This window comes from Thermanaerovibrio velox DSM 12556 (assembly GCF_000237825.1).
Taxonomy (GTDB): Bacteria; Synergistota; Synergistia; order Synergistales; family Synergistaceae; genus Thermanaerovibrio; species Thermanaerovibrio velox.
In genome coordinates this window covers 1222046-1248421 of record NZ_CM001377.1, presented here as the reverse complement: position 1 = coordinate 1248421, position 26376 = coordinate 1222046, and the positions used below count along the sequence as shown (strand labels likewise).

Genomic DNA, 26376 nt, shown 5'->3' with positions numbered 1-26376 from the left:
CTCCTCGATAGAGGAGGGGCTGGACGGTTCTGCGATGGATGCGGTGTTCTTAAGCGGAAACCGCTTCCTTGGCCATCTGGTAACCCCGCTCTATGGCGTTCTTGTTCACCTCTATTAGCGAGGTCTTGCCGCCGGCGGATAGCTTTTTCTCCAGGGCCTTGACTATGCTGTCCATGGAGACCACGCCGGTTGCTCCTGCCACGGCTCCAAGCATCACCATGTTGGCCACCTTGAGGTTCCCCAGCTGGTCCGCTATTTCATTGCAGGGGACCTTTATGGATGCGATGTCCCCCCTCTTAGGTTCCCGATCCACAACTGACTGGTTGATCAGAAGATATCCCTTGGGGGTGACCGCAGGCTCAAACTTGGCGAGGGAGGGGATGTTCATCGCCACCACCACCTCTGCATCGTTGGTGACCGGAGAAGCCACCGGCTCATCGCTTATCACCACCGTACAGTTGGCGGTGCCGCCGCGCATCTCAGGGCCGTAGGAAGGCATCCAGGTCACGTGTTTCCCCTCAAGCATACCCGCCAGGGATATTATCTGTCCCATCAGCATGACTCCCTGGCCTCCGAATCCAGCGAAGATCATCCGAGTGTTCATCGCTTATTCACCCACCTTGTCCACGAATACTCCCAAGGGATACTCGGGAACCATGTTCTCCTCAAGCCACTTGAGCGACTTGACGGGATCCATCCCCCAGTTGGTGGGGCAGGTGGAGAGCACTTCCACCATGCCGAAGCCAAGCCCCCTTACCTGGGCGAGGAAGGCCTTTCTTATGGCGTCCTTGGTCTTGCGCACGTCCTGAGGGGTGTTCACCTTAGTCCTGGCGAGGTAAGCCACCCCCCTGGTCTCCTTTATGACCTCCGAAACCCTTAAGGGGAACCCATCGTTCTCCGCCTTCCTGCCGTAGGGGGTTGTGGTGCTCTTCATGCCCAGCAGGGTGGTGGGGGCCATCTGTCCACCGGTCATCCCATATATGGCGTTGTTCACGAATATGGTGGTCATCTTCTCGCCACGATTTGCCGCGTGGATTATTTCTGCGGTGCCTATTGCCGCCAGGTCACCGTCTCCCTGGTAGGTAAACACGTAGAGATCCGGCCTGGCCCTCTTTATGCCCGTGGCCACTGCGGGGGCCCGCCCGTGGGCCGCTATGGTCCCGTCGGTGTCGAAGAACTCGTAGGCGAAGACGGAACAGCCGATGGGGGCCACCGTTATGGTCTTCTCCCTTATGCCAAGCTCATCCAGAACCTCTGCCACCAGCCGATGGATAACCCCGTGGGTGCAGCCTGGACAGTAGGTGAACTCCTTCATGGTGAGGCTCTCGGGCCTCTTCATAACAACCTGAAAAGTCATGGCTCCCTTACCTCCCCAGCTTTGAGTTTAGAGCGTTCAGGATCTCATCGGGGGTGGGCACTATCCCGCCCATCCGCTTGAAGAACTCCACCGGGGCGTGGTCCTTCACTGCCATCTTCACGTCCTCCAGCATCTGTCCCATGTTGAGTTCCGCATCGAGGATCAGCTTCTTGCCCTTGGCGAGCTCCTCAAGCCGCTTATAGGGGAAGGGCCAGAGGGTTATAGGGCGGAAGAGCCCTGCCTTTATCCCGCGGGAGCGAGCTTGGTCAACCACGCTCTTGGCGATCCTCGCCACGGTGCCGAACGCGGTTATCATGACCTCCGCGTCCTCCAGCATGTACTCCTCCCAGCGAACCTCGTCCCTTTCCATCTGCTCGTACTTGGCCACCAACGCCAGGTTCATCTGCTCCAGCCTGTAGGGATCGAGGTCAAAGGGGGCTACGATCCTCTTTTGCCTTCCAGATGTGCCAGTGAGGGCCCAGGTGTCGTGAGTTGGGAGGGAAGAGATGTCCCTGAAGTCCGGGAAGGTGACCGGCTCCATTATCTGCCCTATGACCCCGTCGGCTACTATCAGCGTCGGGTTCCGGTACTTATCCGCCAGATCGAAGGCCAGCACCGTGAGGTCCACTGCCTCCTGCACGGTGGAGGGAGCCAGCACTATCAGCTTGTAGTCCCCATGCCCACCGCCCTTGGTGGCCTGCCAGTAGTCTCCCTGGGAGGGCTGAATGTCCCCAAGGCCCGGGCCTCCACGAACCACGTTTACCAGCACCGCCGGAAGCTCCGCGCAGGCCATGTAAGAAACCCCCTCCTGCATCAGGCTGTAGCCCGGCGAAGAGGTGGACGTCATCACCCTGGTGCCGGTGCAGGCGGCACCGTAGACCATGTTTATCGTGGCTACCTCGCTCTCGGTCTGGAGGAAGGTGCCGTTAACCTCTGGCATCCGCTTGGACATGTACTCCGGAAGCTCGTTCTGGGGTGTTATGGGGTAGCCGAAGAACAACCTGCAGCCTGCCCTAACGGCGGCCTCCCCCATGGCTTCAGTTCCCTTTACCAAAACTCTCTCGGCCATCTAAGTTCCCCTCCCAATCCTTTTTAGGTTATCCCTGCGGCCCTTATGCGTTCTCCGCCACTTCCTTGTACACGGTTATGCAGACGTCGGGACAGATGTTGTAGCAGAATCCGCATCCTATGCACTTGTCCAGGTGCTTAGCCTCTGCGGGATGGTACCCCTTTGCATTGAAGTTATCACCGAACTCGATGACCTTCATGGGGCATACGCTTACGCATAGGCCGCAACCCTTACACCTCTCCTGATCAACTTCGATCTTCCCCTTGGCCTTTGCCATTACCCTAACACCTCCGTGCGTTGTTTGCTTTTGGCCCTTCCCTTGATATAGATCTTATATTTCCATCCTCATGAAACGCCTTATGGGAAAAACCGGGAAGCGAAGTCCCTGGGGCTCTATTAAGTCCGGCACCACCGTGAACTTCACCGGTATACCCAGACGGCTTGATGCCTCCGCCAAGACCTCCTCCCCTCGCAGGATCAGATCTAACGTGGTCTCCACTGATAGGTTGGGGTTGTTTATCAGGTAGTCTACCTTGAGGTCCCCCGCCCGGGTTAACTCATCCAGGGCCCTTGAAATGCCGTCAACGGTGGAGGAGAAGGGACGCGCCACGTTCACCACCATTGAGATCTCGCAGTCCCCAAGATAGGGCTTCAGGTACCCAAGGACCACAATGCCTCCCTCTTCGCCGCCCACGTCCATAACTGTCTTGTACTCCGGACGCTCCAGGTACCCCCTGGCGGCCCCGGTTATGACGGGCAGATCCCCGTTCCTCAAGGCCCCTTGGGGGTACACCGGCGTTAAACCCATGCTCTCAAGCTCCTCCGCCACATCCCTGCTTCTGAAGTAGGGGGATATTATATCCCCGTCTACTATGGCCACATGGGGCCATTCCCGCCGGAGCCGCAGGGCCCAGTTTATGGCCACCTCGGTCTTCCCGCTGCCGAACAGACCTATGAAAGCGTAGTTCTTCTTGAGCTCCGTCACCCTAGCACCCCTAGCCTTGCAGCTTCATCTGGGAGTAGACCTTGGGGGTCTCCTCCCCCTTAAGAACCCTTAACCCACCCATTGCGAGGGCCCTCTCCTCATCGCCGCCGGGGAAGACGAACACCGGGGCTATGAACTCCACCATCTCCTTTATCCAGGGGACCATGTAGTCTTTGTCGTAAGCAAGTCCGCCGGTCAGGACTATGCCGTCCACCTGACCCTTGAGGACTGCTGCCATCTTGCCAATCCACTTGGCGGTCTGGTACGCCATGGCCTTGTAGACCAGGAGGGCTTCCTTGTCCCCCTGTTCTATACGCTTTGCCACCTCCATGCCGTCGTTGGTCCCCAGGTAGTCCACCATGCCGCCCGAGCCCTTTATCTTCTTCTTCATCTGATCCAAGGTGTACTTGCCGCTGTAGCAAAGGTCTATGAGCTGGGTCAGCGGCAGCGTCCCGCTGCGCTCCGGCGTGAAAGGCCCGTCACCGTCCAGCGCGTTGTTCACGTTCACAACCCGTCCTTTCCGGTGGGCCCCCACGGATATGCCCCCTCCCATGTGAACCACCACCAGGTTGACCTCTTCGTAAGCCTTGCCGAGCTTCTCCGCCGCACCCCTGGCGGTGGCCTTCTGGTTGAGGGCATGGAATATGGAACGCCTCTTGAACATGGGGTGTCCGGAGTAACGGGCCAGATCCTCCATCTCGTCCACCACCACCGGGTCCACTATGAAGGAGGGAACCCCAAAGGATTTGGTGAACTGATAGGCGATGAGGGCCCCCAGGTTTGATGCGTGTTCTCCGTTCTTCCCAGCCTTGAGGTCCTCCAGCATGTCCTCGGTGACCTTATAGGTACCTCCGGAGGATATGGGATCTAGAAGCCCCCCTCTGCCCACCACCGCCGCTAGGTCCTTGGGGTTGACGTTGCACTCCTCCAGGAAGCCCTCTATTATCCGGGTCCTGAACTCGAACTGATCCGTGAGCTTCTTGAAGGGGCTCAGCTCCTCCGATGAGTGGCGGAGGGTCTTGGAGGCCATGAGGTCTTCTCCGTTGAAAACCGCCACCTTGGTGCTAGTGGAACCGGGATTTATGACCAGTATCTTCATCCTTCAGCACCGCCTTTTCGTGGTTCCTTGCTGGTGAGTCAAGGGCTAAGCCTTGAACGTCCAGGTCCTGGCTTTCTCCTGGCCGGTCATGACCCTGAGGGCTCCGTATGCCATGGCCTCCATCTCCATCTCCCCTGGCACGGTGAAGACCTTGGCAAACCGATCCACGTAGCCTCGTATCATGTTTACGAAATCTACGCTGTGAGACATGCCGCCGGTTATTACGATGCAGTCCACCTTGCCCTTCAGGGCTGCGCACATGGCCCCTATCTCCTGGGCTATCTGGTAGGCCATGGCCTCGATGACCTCCAGGGCCTTGGGGTCCTCCTGGGCCATCTTGAAGGCCTCCCTAAGGTCGTTTGTCCCGAGGTAAGCCACAAGCCCCCCCTTGCCCACGAAGGTCTTCTTAAGCTGGTCCTTGGTGTAATTGCCGGAGTAGGCGGTTTTTACCACGTCTCCAACCGGCAGCTCCCCGGTCCGCTCCACGCTGAAGGGGCCTTCATCGTTGGCGTTGTTAACGTCGAACATGCGGCCCTTCTCGAAGGGAGCCACGGATATGCCGCCCCCCAGGTGGGCTATCACCATGTTCGTCTCATGGAAGGGCCTCTTAAGCTCCTCTTCCGCCACCTTTATGCCCACGACTCGCATGTTGGATATGTGGGAAAGGCACTTCCGCTCCAGGTCCTTTATCCCCGATATCCTCGCCACGTCCACCATCTCGTCCACGCTGACCGGATCGGTGACGTACACGGGGATCTCCTTTTTGGCCTTTCGGGCCATTTCGAGCCCTATCACCGCTGCCAGGTTGGAGGCGTGCTGCACCTTTGCATGGTGGAGAAGGAAGTCCTCCATCTCCTGATTTGCCAGGTACGTGCCGCTCTCCAGGGGAGGGAGTATGCCTCCCCTGGCGGCTATGGCGTCCAGCTGGTCCACCGATAGGCCGTTCTTAGCGAGGAAATCCGATATGGCCCTCTCCCGTAGTTCCCTCTGATCCATGAGGGACTCGTACTTCTCCAGCTCCTCCGCCGGGTGGTTTAGGTTTTCCTGGGCCACCTTGTCCTTGTGCTCAAATATGGCGACTTTGGTGCTGCTCGATCCGGGATTGATGACCAGTATCCGCATGCTACATCAGCCCCTTCTGCTTGCCGTACTCTACGATCACGTCCCTGAGACGCCTTATCCCTTCCACTATCTTCTCCTCTGGGGGCAGGCAGAAAGACAGACGCATGGAAGTGGACGGGGTCTTCTCGATGGAGAAGGCCTCCCCGGGTATGTAGTAAACGTTCTTGGACTTCGCCACGTCGAACATGCCTATGGTGTCGAAGCCCTGGGGGAGGGTGATCCATACGAAGAGCCCCCCCTCCGGGTCTATCCACTTAGCTCCCTCTATCACCGAGAAATCCTGGTTGAGGGCCTTTATCATGGTGTCCTTCTTGGAACGGTAAAGCTCTATGCCCGGTTTGATCTGTTCCACTATGTCGTAGCGGTTAAGGTACCTTGCGGCTATCCGCTGGGTCAGACTGGGACAGCAGAGGTCCATGGCCTGCTTGGCCATGGTGGCCCGGCGGACTATATCAGACCTGCCGAGGATTACGCCTATCCTGAGGCCCGGGGTGAGGACCTTGCTGAAAGTGTTAAGGAGCACCACCCGATCGGGTCCTGCGAGCTTGTAAAGGGATGGCTTGGGCTCGCCGCTGAAACGGAGCATCCCATAGGGATCGTCCTCGAGGATTAGGATATCGTAGCGGTTGCAGATCTCTATAAGCCGCTTGCGCTTTTCGAGGCTCATGGTGACGCTGGCGGGGTTGTGGAAGTTGGGGACCGTGTATATGAACTTGACCTTGCATATCTCCCCCTTGGCGTCGATCTCCTTGAGGCGCCTTTCGAGGTAATCCACATCCATGCCGTCATCCTCGACCGGGACCGTCTCGAACCTCGGGAACGACATCCTGAAGGCGCTCACCGCCCCAAGGTACGCGGGGAACTCCATGAAGCATATGCTGTCCTTGTCGAGGAATATACGGGCCATGAGGTCCAGGGCCTGCTGGGAGCCGGTGGTGAAGAGCATCTGGTCCCTCTGGATGCCTTCTATGCCGTAGATCCTGGTGAGCAGCTTGGACATCTCCTGGGCCAGGAGGTCGTCTCCCTCGGTGGTGTTGTACTGCAGGGTGTAGGAGTAATCCTGCTCGATTACCTCCTTGGCTATCTCGGCCAGCTCGTGACGGGGAAAGGTATTAGGATCCGGGACTCCACCGCCGAAGGATATGGCCTCCGGGGAGGCGGCGAACTTCAAAAGCTCCCTTATGATGGAGGACCTTAAGTTCCGTCCCACTTCCGACAGCTTGTCTTCCAATGACATGATACCCACTCCTTCGTCTCTTTTATGCCCCTTGGGTCCCGGCGTACGCCGTAAAAGGGTTTCTGGAGAACCTTTTACTTTGACACTTCTTCATAGTAGCGCAAAGATCAAGAATAGCCAAGGTTTTTATGTGATTTTTGCATCGAGCTTTAGGTATCACGCTTACCTTTGCCGACAAGTTTAAACTTGTGGGTTGCGCCTGTCAATCCAATGGGTTTGAAGTTTCTAAATTTTGCGGTTTTTAGGTCAATCGGGGCTTCGCAAGTTCCAAAAATTTTCTTCCTTCTCCCTCATCACGGGGCAGGTTACAAATTCAACGCCCTCGGCCAGACATGCGTTGCATGAGAAGCAGGCGGATGGACGGCGGTCGTCTTCCCGCCACCGGTTCACCAGGTCTGGCTCCGCTATAAACGGCCTGCCCATCGATACCGCCGAGCAGATGCCCTCCTCCAAGAGCTCTGCGGAACGCTCGATGCTCCTTATGCTGCCGGACAGCATGATGTGGCTGCTTAGGCCAAGCTCTCTAAGGGTCTCCGAAAGGCGCCGACAAGGGGACGCCAGATGGGCTTCGCTTTCCCCAGATGAAACCCCAATCCTTAAGACCCCAACCGGAGGCCTTGATTCAAAGGTCCCGGAGGTGACCTCTATGAGGGATGCTCCCCCCTTGGCAAGTTCGATACCCAGTCGGATCCCATCGTCAACCCCGTATCCATGGGGCATATCTTCCCCGAGCCCCACCTTGACCCATACGGGCCCGTGGGCAAGGCAAGCGTCAAGGGCCATGACAGCCGGGTCCCAGGGGTTCTCGAGTCCCGGGGGCAGGCCTTCGCTCATTGTCAAGAATGAGTCCAGGAGACTCCCGTGGCAGCAGCGGATCTGAACCGCCGATGCTCCCGCCTCGAAGGCCTTTTTGGAGAACCTGCCAAAAGCCTGAGTCACCTCGTATGGATCCGTTTCATGGGGATAAGGGCCCCTGGGCCCCATTAGTTGAGGCACGTTGTGGAGCCTGTGGCTTGAATGTCCAAGCTGGACGACGAGGGGGCAGTCGAAATCCTTAAGAAGCCCGCTCAGCCTCTCCACAAACCCCACGAATTGGTCCCCGTGTGACTCGTCAGCCCCCAGCCTGTCCACATAGAATGAGCCGGTTATGACGGCCCCGGCTCCTCCCGCTCCAAGGGATCGGTAGAATCTAAGGGCCCTCTCCGAGGGCCATCGGCCAAAGACCTCAGGTGTTATCGCGGAGGCCACGAAACGGCAGGTCAGGGGAATACCTCCCAGGTTGGCCGGCTCAAAAAGTTCCCTTACGGTTTTCAATGATACCAATGGATAGCACCTCCCGCCTCCTTGGGTAGGGCAAGCCTCATCACCAATCCCGGTAGTCCCCGTCAATCCACTCGGGCCAGACCGCAGCCCACGCGAAGCTGTCCGCCTCCTGTTCGAATCGGCTGAGCGGCTGAAGGGTCCTCTCGAAGAAGGCCTGCCCCTTGGGGTGATTAATTATGTGGTACACCTCGTAAAAGAGGGTAAAATGCCTCCAGAGGGGAGGCAGGGACGAGTTGATGAATATGGCCCCCCTGGAGGTTCTGCACACGTGAAAGCCCCACATGCCGTCGGGCAGCGGAGCATACCTCACCTCAAGTGATCTGCCGCTGATCTCCTCCGCCATGACCAGCACGTCGAACTCGTCCTTCCTCTGCCACCTCTTGGCCTCCTCAAGCGCCCACCGGGGCAGCTCCTCCGGGGGAGACGGGAAGTCCATCCGACATCCACTGGAATGCCCTTTAAGCTCGGTCTCCTTCCTCTTCCTCATCCCATTCCTCTAACACGGTTTCCACCAGCCGATGGATGCGCTTCATATCCTTGGGGGAGAGCTTCCTGCTCCTGTACCATACCTCCACCTCTCCGGATGATAGGACCTCTTCCAGCTGCATCCTCCCGCCCCCGTCGCACGGAGCCCTCATCAGATCCGCCGGCGTGGCGTCCAACGCCTCCGCCAACCGCTCGAGAAGATCCATGGAGGGCTTCCTGCGGTTGCTCTCTATCGCCTGCACGTATATACGGCTGACGTTTATCATGTCCGCCAGCTTCTGCTGGGTGAGTCCCTTGGCCAGCCTAAGGGTCTTTACCCTCATGCCAAGGCTCATATAATCACCTCCTCTTTATTTAATGTTATCTGTTAGTATATTTCCATTTGCTTTAGTTATCAACTCCTTGTCTATCATCATGAGGGCAAAGAGCCCGCAGGCGAGGAGATCCGCAGCCCCTCCTGGGCTTACACCGGCTTCCTTTAACTTGGCGTCAAGCGTAAAGAGGGGGGAGTGATCCCCTGAGAGTGGGTTGAACTCCTGGATGGCGTTTCTCACCGCCCGCTTGTAGGTCCCAGCCCAGAACTCGTATCCTCCCCGGTGGATCACGTTGCTGTCTTCGCAGCTCTCCATGGCGGAGAGAAGCCCCATGAGGGCCGCGTCGTTAAGGGATGCCCCCTTGGCGATCCACTCCTTGACCGCCGGGTATACCCGGTTGACCACTGTGGGGAATCCCGCCTCCGCCTCCCCCCGTATGCCGGTCACCGAATGTTCCAGGTAGAGCCTCTCCCCATGGGTGAGCTTGGATCTCCTGTCCGTGCCGTCCTTCAGGGGTCTTAGTTCCCGGTCTACAAGTCCTGTTGCCGGTCCCGCCGCGACGGAGCCCATTGTGGATACGTCCATCGGCAATCCCTTGGTCGCACACCTGCCCGCCCCGTAGACCCAAAGGGACAGGGCGAATATCAACCCCTTGTGAGTGTTAACCCCCCCGGTGGCTTCGAACATGACCCGTTCCATCGCAAGCCCGTTCCGCCTTAGGGCTTCCAGCGCTTCTCCGTGGGCTATGCCTGAAAGCCCAACCTTGGCCTGCTCGCTCCAAAAGCCCGCCAGGGCGGAACAGCTCAAGAGGAAATGGGTCCAATCCATATCATCATGACAGCCCCTGTCAAGGGGGTCCACAAGGCCGGGCTTAGGACACACCAGCACCTCCGCGGCGGATGCCCAGGTTGCAGCGCAGCCTATAACGGTCGCCAGGTGATCGGTCCGTACCTCCAATGGATCACTTCCCCTTCATAAAAAGTTGGGGCACGCCCTGCGATTAGAGATTATCAGGTGGCGTGGTCCGTGGACTTGAAGGTTTGCTTGCTTCGGGTGTTAAACTTTGACCCGGAAGAGTATACCAGGTTTGGAGCTTGTACTTATGGTCAAGGGGGTATTAAAGATGCTTTGTTCCTCGGATCCGGTGGGGCTTGTGGAGTCGAAACTGCAAGAACTTGGGTATCGCGGAAGTATTTTGAAGTCCGTCGAAACGATTCATACTGTGCAGGACGCATCGAGGGCCGTGGGAGTGGAGGAGGGTAGGATACTCAAAAGCATCCTCCTCATGGACCGGGGTGATCTGGTTTTGGCCCTCATGAGCGGTCCTAATCGGTTGGACCTTAAGAGGGCTGCGGGGCTTCTTGGGCTTAAAAGGCTTAGGATGGCCACTTATGACGAGGTGATCACCCTTACCCCCTTCAAGCCCGGCGGCGTGCCGCCGGTGGGATATCAGTTCCCGATAAGGTCGGTCATGGACGAAGACTTGTTCTTGTACGATGTCGTTTGGGCTGCGGCGGGGGATGACCACTCCTTCTTCCCCGTCTCCCCGGAGGATCTTAAGGGTTACACCGGGGCAGTGGTAGGGGAAATAAAGAAATAAAAGGGAAACGAAAAGGATTGCCGGGGTTGCCCGTCGGTAGTCCCTGGGGAGAAGGGGAGGATGGTTGAGAACCGCTGATGCTTCGGAAGAGGCCGGTCCCAAGGCCTGGGGTCCTTTTATCCTTGGGCCTTGGGACCTGATACCAGCGGTTCTTGGTGTCCTAACAATCTAGCTTAACATGTATTCTCTTATCTCCTGTTCCTCCATGCCGGCCCCCACCGCCACGGACAGGCGGAGCCTTGCCTGGATGGGTCTTAAGGTCCCACCGTCGATGGCCCCCATGTCTATAAGCCGCTTGGCGGACCCTTCGAAGTCATAAAGGGACAGCACCCTGCCCAGCTGGCAGCGAGAGGTTATGACCACCGGGACCCTGCGGCGGATTATGTTTTTGAGGTGCGGTATCCAAGGGGGAGGGACGTTGCCGGTTCCGAACCCTCCCAGCACCAGTCCCTTTAGGGACTCGTCCCTGGAGAGGTGCCCAAGGATCAGCTCTCCGCCCCCAAGCGAGGCGTAAAGGACCTCCACGTCTTTGGCTGGCACCACCGGCCTGTCTATGACCCGCGGCCTTTTGGGGATCCGGTTGACGTAAACCCGGTTCTGAACCACCTCACCCACAGGTCCCAGCCCCGGGGATGCGAAGTCGTGTCCCCGGTGACTGTAGTATTTGCATGCCTCGGATGCGGCGAAGAGTTCTCCCCTGGAGAATATGGTGACCCCCATGCCCCAGCACTCCTCGGATGAGGCGGATAAAACCGCCTGACGGAGGTTTATGATCCCCTCGTTGCTGCCATGTCTTGCGGGGGACCCGAGACCGGCGAAAACAACCGGTTGCGGGTAGGGCCAAAGGAGGTCAACCAGGTACGCCATCTCCTCCATGACGTCGGTGCCGCTTGCCACGGCGATGCCGTCGAAGCCGTCGTTTACTAAAGACCTTAAGAGCTCCAAAAGGTCGGTGGTTACTCGTATGGTGTAGTGGCTGCTGGGTTGCCGGCTCCACTCCACTACCTCCAGATCCCCCATCTCCGTAGGCAGCCCTATCATTGTCTTCATGGAATCCGATGCTGACGCGAGGTCCGCCAAGGATGGGCTTCCGGCGAAGACCAGTGCCATCTTTTTCGATCTCATCGCTTGCCTCCTTGAGTCTGATGATCCATGCGAGCCCGTACAGCTGAGCCCGTGGTAGGGGATCCGAAGCGATTGCTCAATAGCCCAGATCCTGGAGGACGATTATAACGTGGGCATCCCTCCCAGCGGGACACCTCTCGAGGATTGATACGACCCGGCACATCCTCTCCGGTATTTGGCAGTCCACGCATACCCCGGTTCTTGAACATGGCACTGGAGAGTTGAGCCTTATGCCGTTGGGGGATGCGGAGCTTCTGGCGCGCTTGATGGCGGATTCCAGGTCCCAGGTTATCTTGTTAATGCCCGCCACCAGGATAAGCCTTCCGGGGCCGAAGGATATGCCCGCAACCCGGTTGCCGGTGCCGTCTATGTTCACTATGTGCCCCTCCTGGGATATGGCGTTGACGCTGGACACGAACACATCGGCGCATATCTCTTCTACCAGCGCCCTTTTGCGATCCTCCGGTGTCATATCCCCCCAGTGTTGAATTACCCTGTTCCCTCTTTTTTTCAGCGCCTCGATGAGGCCAATCTCCCGGAGGGTAACGCTGCCGGGGATGCCAACCGAAGCCCCCTCCGGTATCAGTTCCAGCACCTTAGAGAGAGCATCCCCGGAGTCCTTGGCCACGGATGCTGCGTAACCCCTTCCCCTCAGCTTTTGGGCCACCCACTCCGCCAGAGCCTCCTGGGCACGCTCTTTATGGTCGGTTAGATCAGTCATCTGTCTACCTTCACCTCCCAGCGCATCTTTCGCCATCCTTGGGGATCTTGGGGGAAATATCCTGATGCCCGTGAAAGCATCTTCCTATCCGCCCCCCTTGCCGGTCTCTTGTCCCCCTCTGCCGGCATGAAAACCTTAGTCCCAGGAAGCTGCTAGGGGAGGGTATGTTGTGAAGCACAGCGATATCTCCTGGAACCCTGTTAACCTCCGAAATATTATAAACCCTTGGTATGTTACATGCAGGCACCTCAATGGAATTGCCGTTCCCCTTGCGCTTGGTGGATTGTCTTGCGTATGATGTCCAATTAGTCGGCAGTGGCGACTGATGGTTATGGTATGGGATATGTTCCTATGCCGTGTCCGGGAGGTGTTGCTCTTCATGGGCTCCCAGGGTGCTTCGAGTTCTATCGGCAGAGTCGTGGCCCGCAGGGTTATGGTGAGCGGTCACGTCCAGGGGGTTGGTTTTAGGCGTTTCGTCCAGATGAAGGCGATGGGGATGGGCTTAAGGGGTTTTGTTAGAAACGTGGGGCTTCAATCCGTTGAGGCCCTTTTGGTGGGGGAGCCTAGGGCGGTAGAAGAGATGTGCCAGGTGATAGCCCATGGTCACCCGTGGGCTCGGGTGGATCGGTTTGAGTGTTGGGACGTACCGGCCGAGCAGGCGGGACCTTGGGAGGGCTTTAGGGTCCTCCCTACCGTTGAGGAGGTAGATTAAGGGATGGAGACGGTCATAGATTCTGTGGAGGTTAAGGGGGGATCGTTCCTAATCGTGTTGAGGGACAACCCCTTTCACCAATCTGGGGGTGGGCAGCCAGGTGGTAGGGGCAGAATATCCGGGGACAACTTTGAGCTTCGGGTGGAGGACTGCCGTGGCAAGGGGGATGTGTCGGTCATAACCGCTAAGCTGATCAAGGGTGCTGTAGATGATGTCATCCCAGGGGCCAGGGTAGAGGTTCAGGTGGATCTTGATTGGCAGGCGTGGGTTGCCCGCATGCATTCCGGGGAGCATGCCCTTTCCAGGGCCTTGGAGAGGAACTTTCAGGGGCTAAGGGTCTTCAAGGTCAACATAGGCGAGGACGAGGGGCTCATAACCTTGGACTATCCCGAGGATCTCACGTGGGATAAGCTTTGGATCGCCGAGGAGGAGGCCAACCGGGTCGTGAACATGGATCTTGCGGTTCGCATAGAGGAGCTTACCGGGGATCAGGCCCTACAAGACGAGGCACTGAAGGCCAATTGGGAGAGGCTTCAGCTGGACATGCCGGATTCCATAAGGGTTGTGAGCCTGGGGGACTACGACCGGGTGGCCTGCTGTGGATTGCACGTGGAAAGCACGTCCCAGATCGGTGGGGTATTGGTGACCGGTTTCAAGGGATCTCCTTCCCGTTGGGAGGTGAGGTACACCGTGGAGCCCGTGAGGTCCGCCCTTTTGGACCGTTGGAGCAGGGTGGTTCGGCGTTTCTCCAGGGACGTGGGCTGTCAGCCCGAGGAGCTGGAGAAGGTTTACGGGGCGGCCAAGGAGGATGCCAAGTCCAAGGCGAAGCTGTTGGAGAGGCTGAGGCCCTTCCTCGTATTCCCTATGACCAAGGTCTGCCTTAAGGGTTTAAGCGTCTTCGTCATGGATCTCATGTCCTTAGGAGATCTCCCGTCGGAGATCATGACCCATCAACTCCGGGCCAAGGGGGAAGAGGATCCGAGGTCCATATCCATTGGGGTATGTGTGAGCGGTGGGGCGAATCGCTTTGCGATTTGCCGCGGCGGGGATGTGGCTTTGGATCTTTGCAAGTGGCTTAGGGATAACAGGGATCTTGGACTCAAGGGCGGCGGTTCCCCTGATTGGGTTAGCGGGGTGTTCGGAGATTTTAACTTGGAGCTTTGGATTGACAGGATGAAGGGAGAGCTTTAGTTGACCGGTGTTCTTCACTATCTGGTGGATTTCCTCGTAAGCACCATAGGTAAGATGGGCTACCCCGGCGTGGTGGCGCTGATGTTTTTGGAGTCCTCGTTTTTCCCCTTCCCGAGCGAGGTGGTGGTTCCCCCGGCGGGGTATCTGGCGAGCCTTGGAAGGATGAACCTGTGGGCGGTTATAGCCTCTGGGATATTGGGCAGTCTCTTGGGGGCTTGGTTTAACTATTGGGTGGCGGTCAAGTTCGGGCGTCCCTTCTTTGAGAAGTACGGGCGCTACTTTGGGGTTACTCCTTCGTCCTTGGACAAGGCGGAGAGGTTCTTCGCCCGACACGGTCACGTGAGCACCTTTACCGGCAGGCTTTTGCCAGTGATAAGGCAGTATGTATCCCTGCCTGCCGGTGTATCCAGGATGTCCCTCTGGTCCTTTTCTTTGTATACCGCACTGGGTTCCGGCATATGGGTGGTGGTCCTTGCGTTGGCGGGGTACTGGTTCGGCAGCAACCAGGACATGGTGCACCGGGTGGTGACCAAGGCATCCTTTGGGCTCATCGCCTTCGTGACCCTCATAGTGGTGGGTTACGTGGTGTTCATGCTTAAGAAGAGGAATGGGGAGAGGATATCCTGAAGGGCTTTCTGTGGTCCTTTGCTGCGGGGGTTGTCATGCTCCTTACCCTTCTGTCCACTGGGTCCATCGCTCTGGAAGCGCTCAAGGTTCTTCCCCCGGAGAGGGGGATTTACCTATCTGGCCACCCCTATTCCGGCCCTTATGATGACATCCTTATGGAGGATGAGCTGGACCGGTTCATATCTATGACCGGCAGGGGCATCGTGTGGATGTACCTGAGCTGGAACTGGGACGGGAGGTCTAAGTTCCCTTCTGAGCAGTGCAAGGCCCTTTGGGAAAGGGGAATAGTTCCCATGGTTGGGGTAATGCCCTGGTCTGAGAGGGTGCAGAACAGGCCGGAGAGGAGGATGACCCTCGGCAGGATCCTCGCGGGGGTTTATGATGCCCAGATAGCCGAGGCGGCCAACAGCGTCCGGTCCTTGGGGTTCCCGGTGATGATAACCTTTGGTCCCGAGGCGGATGGTGGTTGGTTCCCATGGTCTGGCCGGTTCAACGGCGGTTCCGTGACCGATCGGTATGGGGATCCCAGGGTGCCCGACGGGCCCGAGCGGTTTAAAGACGCCTTCAGGCGTTTCGTCAAGATATTTGAAGCCCAGGGGGCGTTTAACGTCACATGGGTCTTTCACCTGGCGGAGCGCCCTGGGCCGGATGCACCGTGGAACCGTGGGATTTTTTACTACCCCGGGGATGACGTGGTTGACTGGATGGGGGTTAGCCTCTACGGAAGGTTGGGCACAAGACCCCTTAGGGACATGAGCGGTCTTCTAGCCTACGCCCTCCGCAGGCTCCGGGATGTATCCCGGTCGAAGCCCCTGGCGGTTTTGGAGTGGTCCGTGGCGGATGGGCCGGATATTAATAAGCCCCGCTGGATGGAGGAGGCGTTCAGGGCTTTCATGGCGGCGAGGGAACAGGGGTTGAGAGCGGTGGCTTGGTGGGACAAGGGTTTCAAGCCCGACGGATCCCCTTCTGGACTGGACCTTGGTTCGTCTCCTCCTTCTCTGGAGGTTTACCGCCGGTGGGCCCGGTTGGATGACTTCGTTACCGTTCCTAGGTTTGGCCCGTCCGTGGAGATCCCCGTCCAAATGGGCCAGTGAGTAAGGTGAGCAAAGCCCGGGGGTAGTTTCCCCGGGCTTGGTTTTTGCGTATTTGGTTCACCCGTAAGCTATGGGTGTTTCATGCCCCCTTAGCGGCCTTCTTCCTCTCGTTGGGGTCCAGTATGGCCTTTCTTATCCTTATTGATGAGGGGGTTATCTCCACCAGCTCGTCGTCGGCGATCCATTCCAGCGCCCCTTCCACAGTGAGGCGTTTGGGGGCGTCGAGTATTACCGTGGCGTCCTTTGTGGCGGATCGGTGGTTGGTTAGCTGCTTCCTCTTGGCAGGGTTGCAGGGCAGGTCGTTACCCCTGGAGTGTTCGCCCACCACCATGCCGCAGTAGACCTCTTCACCTGGGGATATGAAGAGGGTGCCTCGGACCTGAAGGTTTTCCAGGGCGTAGGATGTGGCCTGGCCGTCGTCCACGCTTACCATGGATCCCCTGGAACGGCCGGATATCTCGCCCGCCCATGGGGCGTGCCCGATGACCCGGCTGGACATGGTGCCAAGGCCTTTGGTGTCGGTGAGGAACTCCCCCCTGTAGCCGATGAGGCCCCTTGTGGGGATCACATAGTTGAGCCTTATGGTACCGGTCCCATGGTTTTCCATTGAGACCAACTCACCTTTGCGAAGCGCCAGCTTCTGGATCACCGTTCCTTGGAACTCCTCCGGCACGTCTATGGTGAGCTCTTCAACCGGCTCCTGTACGTCCCCGTTCTCATCCCTGGAGGTTATGACTTCGGGCCTTGATACGCAGAACTCCATCCCCTCCCTGCGCATCTCCTCTATCAGGATGGCCAGATGAAGCTCTCCTCTGCCTGATACTTTAAGGCCGTCGTGGCGTCCCACGTCCTCCACCTTTAGGGCCACGTCGGTCTTGCTCTCCCGTTCAAGCCTTGCCTTGAGCTGCCTCAGGGTTACCGCCTGTCCTTCCTTGCCGGCGAAGGGGCCGTTGTTCACCAGGAAGAACATGGATACGGTGGGTTCCTCCACGTCAAGGGGCGGCAGGGGTGACAGCTGGGATGTGGGGTCCATGAAGGTGTCCCCCAGGGCTATCTCGTCCGGGCCGGAGAACCACACGATGTCTCCTGCGTGGGCCTCTTCCACCTCCACTCGTTCAAGTCCCTGGGTGACGAACAGATGCTCGCAGGAGGTCTCCCCGGACCATATGGTGTGGAAACTACCGTTCTGCCGATCTGTCCAGGCCACCCTAACCTGGTTTAGCTTCTTGGAGCGTTTTAGGGTGCCGCTTAGTATCTTGCCGCATCCTATCTGTCCAAGGTAATCGCTCCAGGCGAGGGTGCATACCTGCATTAGGAAATCGCCGTCGGGGTCCACTTTGGGGGGTGGGACGAAGCGGATTACGGTATCGAAGAGGTCATCCATGCCCTCCCTTGGGGAGTCCAGGTCCTTAACCACCCATCCGTTCAGGCCGGACCCGTAGAGTATTGGGAAGTCGCACTGTTCGTCCGATGCCCCCAGTTCTACGAAGAGGTCGAAGGTCTTGTTGAGGGCTCCAGAAGGGTCTCCGTGGGGGCGGTCCACTTTGTTGACTATTACGATGGGACGAAGCCCCATCTTCAGGGCTCGGGAGAGCACGTACCTGGTCTGGGGCATGGGGCCTTCAACGGCATCCACCAGCAGCAGCGCGGAGTCCACGAGGGATAGCACCCGCTCTACCTCGCCGGAGAAGTCCGCGTGTCCCGGGGTGTCCACGATGTTTATGGTGTAGTCTCCCCAGGTCACGGTGCAGTGCTTCGCCTTTATGGTTATGCCCCGTTCCCTCTCCAGGTCGTTGCTGTCCATTATCCTCTCTGAAAGCCTGGCGTTTTCCCTGAAGGTCCTTGCGGCCTTGAAGATGGAGTCTATCAACGTGGTCTTACCGTGGTCTATATGGGCTATTATGGCCACGTTTCTTATTCTTTCGTGGGACTTCATGCTATGGCATACCTTCTTTTCATATTTGATGGTGCCCCTTGGGGCGCGATTGTTGAGGATACCACAAAAGCACCTAAAAGTGGCGGTGGATGGGGCAATATTTTTTTGATGATCTATAGACGTATATTTGACGTTGCTTGGGGGATGGTTTAGAATTTACTAAAGATCCAAGACCTTCCAGCAAGGAGGAGATCCGCATGCTGTCGAATCAGGACATAAGGCAGGCCATGACGGTCAGGTTGGACGAGATCCCGGACGAGATACCCCCCTTTGAGCCCGGTATAAGGAGGGCCCCGGACAGGGGGTTCACCCTAACGGAGGCTCAGACGGTGGTGGCTTTGAAGAACGCCCTCCGCTACATCCCCGAGGAGTACCATGAGAAGCTGGCCCCGGAGTTCCTAAACGAGCTCATGACCCGGGGACGCATATATGGCTACAGGTTCCGTCCTAAGGGGAGGATATGGGGTAAGCCCATAGATCAGTACGAGGGGCGCTGCATAGAGGGCAAGGCGTTCCAGGTGATGATAGATAACAACCTGGATTTTGAGGTGGCCCTGTATCCCTACGAGCTTGTGACCTACGGCGAGACCGGCCAGGTTTGCCAGAACTGGATGCAGTACCGCCTTATAATGAAGTACCTGCAGGTGATGACCCAGGATCAGACCCTGGTCATTCAGTCTGGGCATCCACTTGGTCTCTTTAAGTCCCATCCGGAGGCCCCGAGGGTGATAATCACCAACGGCCTGATGGTGGGGATATATGACAACCCCAGAGACTGGCACCTGGCGACCCAGCTGGGGGTGGCCAACTACGGCCAAATGACCGCAGGGGGGTGGATGTACATAGGGCCCCAGGGGATAGTGCACGGCACCTTCAACACCATCCTCAACGCCGGGAGGCTCAAGCTGGGTATAAGGGATGATGAGGACCTGAGGGGCCATCTCTTCATATCCTCGGGGCTTGGCGGCATGAGCGGGGCCCAGCCAAAGGCGGCGGAGATAGCTGGAGCGGTGGGCATAATAGCGGAGGTGGACTACAGCAGGATAAAGACCCGGTTGGATCAGGGCTGGGTGAGCAAGTGTTCCTCCAACCTGGACGAGGTCTTCGCCTGGGCCAAGGAGGCGTTGTCCAAGCGGGAGCCCTTGTCCATCGCATATCACGGCAACATCGTGGATCTCCTCCAGTACTGCGTAGACAACGACGTCAAGGTTGAGCTGCTGTCCGATCAGACTTCCTGCCATGCGGTGTACGACGGCGGTTACTGTCCCCAGGGGCTGACCTTTGAGGAGAGGACGAAGCTTCTAAAGGAGGACAGAACCCGTTTCTGCGAGCTGGTTGATCAGAGCCTCAGGAAGCACTTTGAGCTCATAAAGATACTCACCCAGCGGGGAGCCTACTTCTTTGATTACGGCAACTCCTTCCTCAAGGCGGTCTTCGATGCGGGGGTCAAGGAGGTCTCTAAGAACGGGGTGGATGACAAGGATGGGTTCATCTTCCCATCCTACGTGGAGGACATAATGGGCCCCATGCTCTTTGACTATGGCTACGGTCCGTTCCGTTGGGTGTGCCTATCCGGGCGCCCGGAGGATCTCCGGAAGACCGACCAGGCCGCAATGGAGTGCATAGACCCGAACCGTCGGGGCCAGGACAGGGATAACTGGGTTTGGATAAGGGATGCGGAGAAGAACAAGCTGGTGGTTGGTACCCAGGCCAGGATCCTCTATCAGGACGCAGAGGGCCGGGTGAGGATAGCTTTGCGGTTCAACGAGATGGTCCGCAAGGGTGAGGTGGGGCCCATAATGCTTGGCCGGGATCACCATGACGTTTCCGGCACTGACAGCCCCTTCCGGGAGACCGCCAACATAAAGGACGGCAGCAACATGATGGCGGAGATGGCCACCCACTGCTTCGCCGGCAATGCCGCGAGGGGCATGAGCTTGATAGCCCTTCACAACGGCGGAGGGGTTGGCATAGGGAAGTCCATAAACGGTGGCTTTGGTCTAGTGTTGGATGGATCCCATCGGGTGGACGAGATAATAAAGTCCGCGCTGTCCTGGGACGTTATGGGTGGCGTGGCCAGGAGGGCGTGGGCCAGGAACAGGAACGCCATTGAGGTGTCCATGGAGTATAACCTGAAGTCCGACGGCAGGGATCACATAACCTTGCCCTACGTCCCAAGAGATGGCCTTGTGGAGGAGCTGGTGAGCAGGGCATTCTCCGGCAAGTGACATTTGCTGATAGCCCCCATAAATGCCCGTCTGGGCTGAAGAGCCTGGGGAGAAGAGAGGGAAGAGGGGGACGGGCTTTAAGCCCGTCCCCCTCTTCTTGCTATGGTTCTAGGTTGTAGGTGAGAACCCCCGTGGCACCGGGATAACCTCCCACGAAGAACCGATATTTGCCCGGCGGCAGGCGGAAAAGGGGGTTGCCGCTCCCGTCCACCATGTACTTGCCCATGGTGATGGAGTAGATGTTCTGTCCCAGTTTCTCGGAGTGGTAGCCCGTGTTGGGGTCGTCGTGCTTAAAGCTCACTATGACCGCATTTTTACCCTCTGGTACCGTGAACTCCCCGGGTACAAGAACCGCTTGGATAGACCCGCTCCCGGTGGTGACCGATGCGTAAACCGAGTATGGCCCCGATACCGCATTGGCGGATGAAGCGAGTAAAAGCAGAAGGGCTCCTGTGACCATCCATGAAATCAAGTTCTTCCTCATGTCCCATCCCCCCTACGGGCAAGGATTCTAGCTAGAGCTTGCCCCATATGCTGTACTTAAACGAGTATCCCTCCACCTCCGCCGCCCTTTTTATCCCCTCCCGCACCTTCTTGAGATCCAGGGAGTAGGAATACTTCTTGCCAAAAAGCACGGACTGTTCATCAATTATTCCCTCCAGCCCCTCGGTCCCAGATTTTGTAACGGTCTTCTTGAAGCTGAAGCCCGATGGGGAGTCCTCAAGATCCCCTGACCCAAGGCCGGACTTGCGCTCCTCCAGCATCTCGGTGAAGGTGACCTGCCGGGAGGCCTCATCTACCTTAAAACGGGCGGTGTACCATAGGCTCTGTTTCGATAGAAAAGCCTTTCTCTCCGCTATCAGGGCATTAAGACAGAACACGTCCCCCTTCTTCTCGAACTTACCGTTCAGCTCCTTGGCGGCTTCCTGTGCGGCCTGGAGTATGGTCTGTTCCGACATGTGGTCACCCCCTAGCTAATTTTTGGAGAGGCGGAGAAGCTTTGTGCATTACGTGCTACCGGTGAGCTGGTACCTTGACTCCGAAGAGGGATTGCAGCTCCGCGTTCTCCGTTCCTGGGTTTATCCAGCCTACGCCGCTGACCTCGCTGCTGAGGTTTAAGAAAAGGAAAACGTTTGATCCGGTGTCAAAGCTTACGGTGAACCCCGGCGTAACGTGAGATGGGTGAGTCAGCATCCTAACCTTCCAAACGAAAGAACCTCCCGACTGGGGACGCGGTATTGTGAGATCCCCTACGTATGTGTCCCCCATCCTTGTGAGGATCAGCGTTCCCTTCCCATGCGGATATTCTAGGATCCAAGGTCCAGCGATGTTTAACTCCCTGGCGGACGCCATGGCGGTTGAGGTCAGAATCAGCAAAATCGTTAACCAAGGCAAGAAATGTCTCTTCATCCCCCCTGCACCCCCCTAGGTGTTATGGTATCAGGCAAAAACTACAGCTAGTTAAACAAAAAGTCAAGGGATGGGGGTGGCTTTAGGGTACTCCTTAATTGCCCTTCTTTTTGCTATGATACTTTAACGAATGGGATTGAGTAGAGCAGGAAACGATGTAGAAATGCAGAAGAAAGGGGGCGGCCTTCATGAGGATATCCGGGGTGGTGGAGAGGTCCGGTTACCGGGTGCCCGGGGAGGTATCGTACCTTTATGGCGTTAGCAGGGTTGGAGAACCCAGCGTGCCTCCCGCATGGCCTAACAGGGTGCCCGTGCCGGGGAACAAGGACATGGACGTGGTATATCAGTATAGGGTTTTGGAGGGTTGGCAGGGAGATATCCCGGTCTCCATGACCTATCTGGTGGCTCGCAGAAGCTACGAGGAGGTAGAAATGCTGTTCAAGGACTATCCTTACGGGAAGGGACAGTTCAGACAGTGGTTGGCTTGACAGTAGGATTGAGCATGTTTGGCGGAGGGCGCAGGATTCGAACCCGCGGTGGCAGTGCCACAACTGATTTCAAGTCAGCCGCCTTAGACCGCTCGGCCAGCCCTCCGCATGCGGAGACGATTTTATCACAAAAAGGGCTTGTTCGCATCGGCGTATGCAGCCTTAGAACGCCGATGGCGGTGCTATGTGTTTCCCTCCTTCTCCTTGGTTTCTCCGCCCCTTCTTGGGGTATGACGAGGGGGCAGAAGGTCTCGCTGACCGTAAGAAGCCTTGAGTGGTCCTACGACGCGGTCTTAAGGCTCGGGAGGGCCGTTGTTCGCGTGCAGAACCTAGGGGGGCAGAGGGTCCCGTCCCCTCGAGTGGCGGTGGTGTTGCTTGACTCATTGGGTAACCAGCTATCAAGCGCCTGGGGCAGGCCCGAGGGGGCATATCTGCCCGCCCGATCCGTAGGAGAGGTCGTCCTAACCTTAAAATCCCGCTTGATACCCTCGGGGGTAAGGGTTATGCTGTTGGACGAGAGCTGTGGAGCCTGTGGAAAATAAAACAACAAGAACAATAAGCTTGAGTTCAAAGGGGTCTTGGCGGTTTTGTGATGGGGTTTGGCGGAGAATAGGTGGATGATGTCGTTAAGGAGGTTATGCTTAATGTCTTCAAAAATGGAATCGGTGATCTCGTCCGCCCGAAGGGTGGCTATAGTTGGTGCCTCCGCGAAGGAAGACAGGATGTCAAATCGGGTGCATAAGTATCTAAAGTCCAAAGGGTTTGAGGTATACCCAGTGAACCCATCCATAAAGGGTGAAAAGGTAAACGGGGACGTATGCCTCGGCGATGTATCGGCGCTGCCGGAGGACGTGGATGTGGTGGCCTTGTTCCTGTCCCCCGCTAATCAGCGGGAAGTGATCGAATCGTTGGGGCGAACGAAGGGCAGGCCTGCGGTCTTCTTCCAGCCCGGAGCGGAGAACCCGGAGGGGGAGGAAGCGCTTAGAACCCTGGGGTTCGAGGTGTTTGAGGGGTGCGTTATGGCGGTCCACAGGTCCTTATCCGGAGGTACCCTTTGATGTCCCTGCCGTTTCAGGCTGTGCAGGTCCGGGTCCGCTACAGCGAGACCGACCAGATGGGGATAGCGTATCACGCCAATTATCTGGTGTGGTTCGAGGTTGCAAGGGGGGCCTTTTGTGAGGCCTTAGGGATCTCGTACAGGGAGTGGGAGGGGAGGGGGATACTCCTTCCTGCGGTGGAGGCCCGCTGCAGGTATAAAAGACCCGCCCGCTACGATGATGTAATAACCGTGGAGTGCCGTCTGAAGGACCTGTCCCCTCACAGCGTGACCTTTTCATACCGCGTTTTGCTAGACCAAGTGTTACTTGCGGAGGGGACCACAAAGCACGGCATATGCGACAGGGCCGGACGTTTGATGACTGGAGACAACCCTTTTTATCTCTGGCTTAAGGAGAGGATAAACGTGTCAGGGGGGTAGGGTCTTCCCCGTCTTGTGTTAACAAGGGCAAGCGGATCTTTTGGCGCCGCGGCGGGTTCAGCTTGGTGGAACTCCTTATATCGCTCCTGTTGGCCTCGTTTTTCCTGGGGGTTTTCGTCCTTAGGATGTATGGTGGTTTCACCGCAGATCCGGAGGATGCCCGATGTAAAGAGGCCGCGTTAGAGGCCTGCGATTGGTTTAGGGGCGTTCTGATTAGGGCTAAGGAGGGCAGGGAGCCCTTTTCCCTCAAGGTTACGCTGTCCTCAAGGAGCCAGACTCTCAGGGTCGTTTGGTTCAAGACAAACCGGTGGGAGACCTTTGATGCCGGAGGAAGGGCGTTCTTCATAGGTTCTGGTTACGCGGATCTCATAACCTATTATCCCAATTGGCATACCTTCTCCCCCGGTGTATCCCTTGGGATCTACAGCTCTTTGAAGGGCGGGCGTCTTGTGGGTAACCTGGTGATTACCCCGTTGGGGGCGGTGCGCCTAGACCTGTGGCGTTAATTCTTGGAGGTATTGGGATTAAGATTTGTCTAGTTGCATAAGTGGGGGTTTAAAATTGTCTGACTTAGAATTAACAAAGAGGACGTACCGGGTATCCGGGATGACCTGCGCCACCTGCGCCAGGATGTTGCAGAAGGGGCTTTCGAAGGTACAGGGGGTAAGTTTTGTGTCCGTGGACCTTGCAACCGAGACTGCCTTGGTGATATGTGGCAAGGAGGTGTCGGAAGAGGCGTTGTTAGCCGCCGCGGAGAGGGCGGGATACCCGATGGTTCCGTTCTCTGAGGCCCCGGATTCTAGAGAGAACCAGCGATACAGGGCATCGGTGATGAATCTGGCTATTGCGGCTGTCCTTTCCACACCGGTATGGTTCAACATGGCTTACCACATGTTTCTGCATCGCCATGCTCCCCTTGGTCCCCTTGTGGAGGCGGTCCTTGCCTTTTTAGCCGTATTCGCCGGAGGAAGGAGCATCTTCCGCAGCGCATGGATAGCTTTGTCACACCGGCATGCCAACATGGATGTCCTGATAGGCATTGGTGCTGCGGCGGGTTCCTTTACCGGTTTTCTTAACGTGGTCTCCCCGGAGGTGCCGTCCTTTGCGGCCGTGGGGACCATGATGGTGGTGCTTCACCTGACCGGGAGGTTCATCGAGTCCAGGCTTAGGGACAGGGCCCTTAAGAAGGTGAGGAGCCTCATGGACATGAAACCCCGGATGGCCAGGGTGCTTGAGGAAGGCCGGGAGGAGCTAGTCCCGGAGGAGTTTCTTAAGGTGGGTCAGGTGGTAAGGGTTCTACCCGGGGAGCGGATACCAGTGGACGGGCTCATCATAGATGGCGTTTCCAGCGTGGATGAATCCTTCATAACCGGGGAGTCCGATCTGCCGACAAGAGGGGCAGGGGACCCGGTGGTTAGCGGTTCCTTGAACCTCACCGGTCCTCTGATAATACGGGCGGACAAGGTGGGGGATGAGTCATTCGTATCCCGGATGCTCCAGATGGTCCGGGAGTCCCAGGGGGCAAGGACGCCCATACAGGCTCTTGCGGATCGCATCACCATGTACTTTGTCCCGGTGGTCATCTCCCTTGCGGTGTTGTCAGGGGTCCTTTGGCTTGCCATGGAAGGCCCGATGGAATTCATTCGGGGGTTTGTACTCTCCTCATTAGGGCTTAATATCACCCGCACCGCTTGGCCCTGGTTATACGCCTCCATGGCCACCCTTGTGATTGCATGCCCATGTGCGTTAGGGCTTGCAACCCCCATGGCCCTTGCGGTGGCGGCGGGGGAGGCGTCCTCATGCGGGGTTCTGATAAGGGACGGGGAGGCTTTCCAAGAGTTGAAGTCGGTAGGGGCGGTGGTTTTGGACAAGACCGGAACCTTGACTATGGGACGTCCTGCGGTGGTTAGATGTCATCTGCCCGATTGGGCGCTGGGTTCCCTGTTGTCCATTGAATCATCGTCTTCGCATCCTATAGCCAAGGCCGTGGTGGCTCATATATCTTCCAGCTTCGCGGTTGAGAGGGTTGAGGTGGATGATCTAAGGGAGGTTCCTGGCGAAGGGATATTCGGGGTCATAGCGGGGGAGGACTGGTTTGTAGGTAGGCCTTCAGATTCAAAATGGACCAGCTGGGCTCAGGATGGATTGACCGTGGTGGAAGTGCGGAAGGGCGGGGAGGTTTTGGGGGCCCTGGGCCTTAGGGATCCCCTGAGGGAGGACAGTTTGGAGGCCCTCAGGGCCCTTAAGGAAAGGGGTGTTGAGGTGATCATGGCCACCGGTGACTCCGAAGAGGTGGCCATGCGGGTTGCGAAGGAGACGGGCATCGGCAGCTGGCGAGGCAGGATGAAGCCGGAGGACAAGTTGGCGCTCGTACATTCCCTGCAGAGCAAAGGGCTCAAGGTGGCCATGGTTGGGGATGGCATAAATGATGCGGCATCCCTTAAGGGGGCTAACGTGGGTATCGCCATGGGAAGTGGGTTGGATTTGGCCATAGACAGCGCTGACTTGGTCTTGGTGAGGCCCGGCCTTTCCGGAGTGGTAAGGGCCTTTGACATCTCAAGGGGTCTTTCGAGGGTGATAGCCCAAAACCTGGCGGGGGCGTTCGGGTACAACCTGGTTTTCATCCCCCTTGCCATGTTGGGCGTAATGCATCCAATGTTGGCGGAACTTGCCATGCTTTGCAGCTCCATCACCGTTATAATCAACTCGCTTAGGATAAGGTCCAGGGAATGAAAAGCCGGCTCGTTTTTGTGGGTTCTAGGACATCTTGATGGC

Annotated in this window: 30 protein-coding genes and 1 tRNA gene; 12 read left to right on the top strand and 19 right to left on the bottom strand. The window is 57.5% G+C overall.

Annotated features, from left to right (window positions below; genetic code table 11):
- Positions 1 to 49 precede the first annotated feature (49 nt).
- The 12 genes from THEVEDRAFT_RS06070 to THEVEDRAFT_RS06015 all read right to left on the bottom strand — a co-directional run bounded on the left by THEVEDRAFT_RS06070 (position 50) and on the right by THEVEDRAFT_RS06015 (position 9949).
- Positions 50 to 604 (bottom strand): 2-oxoacid:ferredoxin oxidoreductase subunit gamma family protein, encoded by a 555-nt coding sequence (locus THEVEDRAFT_RS06070; protein WP_006583834.1) that lies wholly within the window; start codon positions 602 to 604, stop codon positions 50 to 52.
- A gap of 3 nt (positions 605 to 607) precedes the next feature.
- Positions 608 to 1357: a thiamine pyrophosphate-dependent enzyme gene (locus THEVEDRAFT_RS06065; protein ID WP_006583833.1), complete on the bottom strand. Its 750-nt coding sequence runs from the start codon at positions 1355 to 1357 to the stop codon at positions 608 to 610.
- Positions 1358 to 1364: 7 nt separating this feature from the next.
- A complete protein-coding gene (locus THEVEDRAFT_RS06060; protein ID WP_006583832.1) occupies positions 1365 to 2426 on the bottom strand; it encodes a 3-methyl-2-oxobutanoate dehydrogenase subunit VorB in 1062 nt (353 codons plus the stop codon).
- A gap of 43 nt (positions 2427 to 2469) precedes the next feature.
- Complete coding sequence (locus THEVEDRAFT_RS06055; RefSeq protein ID WP_006583831.1) at positions 2470 to 2703, bottom strand: 4Fe-4S dicluster domain-containing protein; 234 nt, start codon at positions 2701 to 2703, stop codon at positions 2470 to 2472.
- Positions 2704 to 2757: 54 nt separating this feature from the next.
- Complete coding sequence (locus tag THEVEDRAFT_RS06050; RefSeq protein WP_006583830.1) at positions 2758 to 3411, bottom strand: hypothetical protein; 654 nt, start codon at positions 3409 to 3411, stop codon at positions 2758 to 2760.
- Between the two features lie 10 nt (positions 3412 to 3421).
- Positions 3422 to 4510: a butyrate kinase gene (gene buk / locus THEVEDRAFT_RS06045; RefSeq protein ID WP_006583829.1), complete on the bottom strand. Its 1089-nt coding sequence runs from the start codon at positions 4508 to 4510 to the stop codon at positions 3422 to 3424.
- A gap of 45 nt (positions 4511 to 4555) precedes the next feature.
- Positions 4556 to 5632, bottom strand: a complete 1077-nt coding sequence (gene buk, locus THEVEDRAFT_RS06040) for a butyrate kinase (protein WP_006583828.1) — start codon at positions 5630 to 5632, stop codon at positions 4556 to 4558.
- Between the two features lies 1 nt (position 5633).
- Entirely contained in the window at positions 5634 to 6869 is a 1236-nt protein-coding gene (locus tag THEVEDRAFT_RS06035) for an aminotransferase-like domain-containing protein (RefSeq protein WP_006583827.1), read from the bottom strand.
- Positions 6870 to 7115: 246 nt separating this feature from the next.
- Positions 7116 to 8192, bottom strand: a complete 1077-nt coding sequence (locus THEVEDRAFT_RS06030; RefSeq protein WP_006583826.1) for a beta/alpha barrel domain-containing protein — start codon at positions 8190 to 8192, stop codon at positions 7116 to 7118.
- Between the two features lie 40 nt (positions 8193 to 8232).
- Entirely contained in the window at positions 8233 to 8679 is a 447-nt protein-coding gene (locus THEVEDRAFT_RS06025; protein WP_006583825.1) for an ImmA/IrrE family metallo-endopeptidase, read from the bottom strand.
- On the bottom strand, positions 8651 to 9013 hold the full coding sequence (locus THEVEDRAFT_RS06020; RefSeq protein WP_006583824.1) for a helix-turn-helix domain-containing protein: 363 nt from the start codon (positions 9011 to 9013) through the stop codon (positions 8651 to 8653). Before THEVEDRAFT_RS06020 ends, THEVEDRAFT_RS06025 begins: the two co-directional genes overlap by 29 nt.
- A gap of 15 nt (positions 9014 to 9028) precedes the next feature.
- Positions 9029 to 9949 carry a triphosphoribosyl-dephospho-CoA synthase gene (locus tag THEVEDRAFT_RS06015; RefSeq protein ID WP_006583823.1) on the bottom strand — a complete coding sequence of 307 codons (921 nt, stop codon included), beginning with the start codon at positions 9947 to 9949 and terminating at the stop codon, positions 9029 to 9031.
- A 130-nt stretch (positions 9950 to 10079) separates the two neighbouring features.
- On the opposite strand from THEVEDRAFT_RS06015, the gene THEVEDRAFT_RS06010 reads away from it, so the two are divergent.
- Complete coding sequence (locus tag THEVEDRAFT_RS06010; protein ID WP_245522615.1) at positions 10080 to 10592, top strand: YbaK/EbsC family protein; 513 nt, start codon at positions 10080 to 10082, stop codon at positions 10590 to 10592.
- A gap of 168 nt (positions 10593 to 10760) precedes the next feature.
- Here the strand turns inward: THEVEDRAFT_RS06010 and THEVEDRAFT_RS06005 are convergent, their stop codons facing one another.
- Both THEVEDRAFT_RS06005 and THEVEDRAFT_RS06000 read right to left on the bottom strand, forming a co-directional pair.
- On the bottom strand, positions 10761 to 11717 hold the full coding sequence (locus THEVEDRAFT_RS06005) for an asparaginase (protein ID WP_006583821.1): 957 nt from the start codon (positions 11715 to 11717) through the stop codon (positions 10761 to 10763).
- A 76-nt stretch (positions 11718 to 11793) separates the two neighbouring features.
- On the bottom strand, positions 11794 to 12438 hold the full coding sequence (locus tag THEVEDRAFT_RS06000; RefSeq protein WP_006583820.1) for a lactate utilization protein: 645 nt from the start codon (positions 12436 to 12438) through the stop codon (positions 11794 to 11796).
- Between the two features lie 343 nt (positions 12439 to 12781).
- Between THEVEDRAFT_RS06000 and THEVEDRAFT_RS05995 the strand changes: the two genes are divergently transcribed.
- The 4 genes from THEVEDRAFT_RS05995 to THEVEDRAFT_RS05980 are packed head-to-tail and all read left to right on the top strand — an operon-like array spanning position 12782 to position 16062.
- On the top strand, positions 12782 to 13150 hold the full coding sequence (locus THEVEDRAFT_RS05995; protein ID WP_172634035.1) for an acylphosphatase: 369 nt from the start codon (positions 12782 to 12784) through the stop codon (positions 13148 to 13150).
- 3 nt (positions 13151 to 13153) lie between these two features.
- The gene (locus THEVEDRAFT_RS05990; RefSeq protein ID WP_006583818.1) at positions 13154 to 14341 is read left to right on the top strand and encodes an alanyl-tRNA editing protein; all 1188 of its coding nucleotides are present in this window, start codon (positions 13154 to 13156) and stop codon (positions 14339 to 14341) included.
- 54 nt (positions 14342 to 14395) lie between these two features.
- On the top strand, positions 14396 to 14968 hold the full coding sequence (locus THEVEDRAFT_RS05985) for a DedA family protein (RefSeq protein ID WP_050802136.1): 573 nt from the start codon (positions 14396 to 14398) through the stop codon (positions 14966 to 14968).
- A gap of 35 nt (positions 14969 to 15003) precedes the next feature.
- Positions 15004 to 16062, top strand: coding sequence for a glycoside hydrolase family 26 protein (locus THEVEDRAFT_RS05980; protein WP_006583816.1), 1059 nt, complete (start codon positions 15004 to 15006; stop codon positions 16060 to 16062).
- Between the two features lie 79 nt (positions 16063 to 16141).
- On the opposite strand, the gene typA is transcribed toward THEVEDRAFT_RS05980, so the two are convergent.
- Positions 16142 to 17998, bottom strand: a complete 1857-nt coding sequence (typA, locus tag THEVEDRAFT_RS05975) for a translational GTPase TypA (protein WP_006583815.1) — start codon at positions 17996 to 17998, stop codon at positions 16142 to 16144.
- 197 nt (positions 17999 to 18195) lie between these two features.
- Here typA and THEVEDRAFT_RS05970 point away from each other — a divergent pair, with 197 nt between their 5' ends.
- A complete protein-coding gene (locus THEVEDRAFT_RS05970; protein WP_006583814.1) occupies positions 18196 to 20226 on the top strand; it encodes a urocanate hydratase in 2031 nt (676 codons plus the stop codon).
- Positions 20227 to 20326: 100 nt separating this feature from the next.
- On the opposite strand, the gene THEVEDRAFT_RS09590 is transcribed toward THEVEDRAFT_RS05970, so the two are convergent.
- Genes THEVEDRAFT_RS09590 through THEVEDRAFT_RS05955 form a run of 3 tightly spaced genes read right to left on the bottom strand, consistent with a single transcriptional unit; the run spans position 20327 to position 21636 of the window.
- Positions 20327 to 20710 carry a hypothetical protein gene (locus THEVEDRAFT_RS09590; protein ID WP_006583813.1) on the bottom strand — a complete coding sequence of 128 codons (384 nt, stop codon included), beginning with the start codon at positions 20708 to 20710 and terminating at the stop codon, positions 20327 to 20329.
- A gap of 31 nt (positions 20711 to 20741) precedes the next feature.
- Complete coding sequence (locus tag THEVEDRAFT_RS05960; RefSeq protein ID WP_006583812.1) at positions 20742 to 21185, bottom strand: hypothetical protein; 444 nt, start codon at positions 21183 to 21185, stop codon at positions 20742 to 20744.
- Between the two features lie 55 nt (positions 21186 to 21240).
- A complete protein-coding gene (locus THEVEDRAFT_RS05955) occupies positions 21241 to 21636 on the bottom strand; it encodes a hypothetical protein (RefSeq protein ID WP_040825358.1) in 396 nt (131 codons plus the stop codon).
- 188 nt (positions 21637 to 21824) lie between these two features.
- On the opposite strand from THEVEDRAFT_RS05955, the gene THEVEDRAFT_RS05950 reads away from it, so the two are divergent.
- Positions 21825 to 22124 carry a hypothetical protein gene (locus tag THEVEDRAFT_RS05950; RefSeq protein ID WP_006583811.1) on the top strand — a complete coding sequence of 100 codons (300 nt, stop codon included), beginning with the start codon at positions 21825 to 21827 and terminating at the stop codon, positions 22122 to 22124.
- A 19-nt stretch (positions 22125 to 22143) separates the two neighbouring features.
- Here THEVEDRAFT_RS05950 and THEVEDRAFT_RS05945 read toward each other — a convergent pair.
- Positions 22144 to 22230: transfer RNA gene (locus THEVEDRAFT_RS05945), tRNA-Ser, on the bottom strand.
- A 67-nt stretch (positions 22231 to 22297) separates the two neighbouring features.
- Between THEVEDRAFT_RS05945 and THEVEDRAFT_RS05940 the strand changes: the two genes are divergently transcribed.
- The 5 genes from THEVEDRAFT_RS05940 (at position 22298) to THEVEDRAFT_RS05920 (ending at position 26334) form a co-directional block, all read left to right on the top strand.
- Entirely contained in the window at positions 22298 to 22666 is a 369-nt protein-coding gene (locus THEVEDRAFT_RS05940; RefSeq protein WP_006583810.1) for a hypothetical protein, read from the top strand.
- A 102-nt stretch (positions 22667 to 22768) separates the two neighbouring features.
- On the top strand, positions 22769 to 23182 hold the full coding sequence (locus THEVEDRAFT_RS05935; RefSeq protein WP_006583809.1) for a CoA-binding protein: 414 nt from the start codon (positions 22769 to 22771) through the stop codon (positions 23180 to 23182).
- Positions 23182 to 23601 (top strand): acyl-CoA thioesterase, encoded by a 420-nt coding sequence (locus tag THEVEDRAFT_RS05930; protein WP_006583808.1) that lies wholly within the window; start codon positions 23182 to 23184, stop codon positions 23599 to 23601. Before THEVEDRAFT_RS05935 ends, THEVEDRAFT_RS05930 begins: the two co-directional genes overlap by 1 nt.
- Before the next feature lie 62 nt (positions 23602 to 23663).
- Positions 23664 to 24107 carry a hypothetical protein gene (locus THEVEDRAFT_RS05925; RefSeq protein WP_006583807.1) on the top strand — a complete coding sequence of 148 codons (444 nt, stop codon included), beginning with the start codon at positions 23664 to 23666 and terminating at the stop codon, positions 24105 to 24107.
- 55 nt (positions 24108 to 24162) lie between these two features.
- On the top strand, positions 24163 to 26334 hold the full coding sequence (locus tag THEVEDRAFT_RS05920; RefSeq protein ID WP_006583806.1) for a heavy metal translocating P-type ATPase: 2172 nt from the start codon (positions 24163 to 24165) through the stop codon (positions 26332 to 26334).
- Positions 26335 to 26376 lie beyond the last annotated feature (42 nt).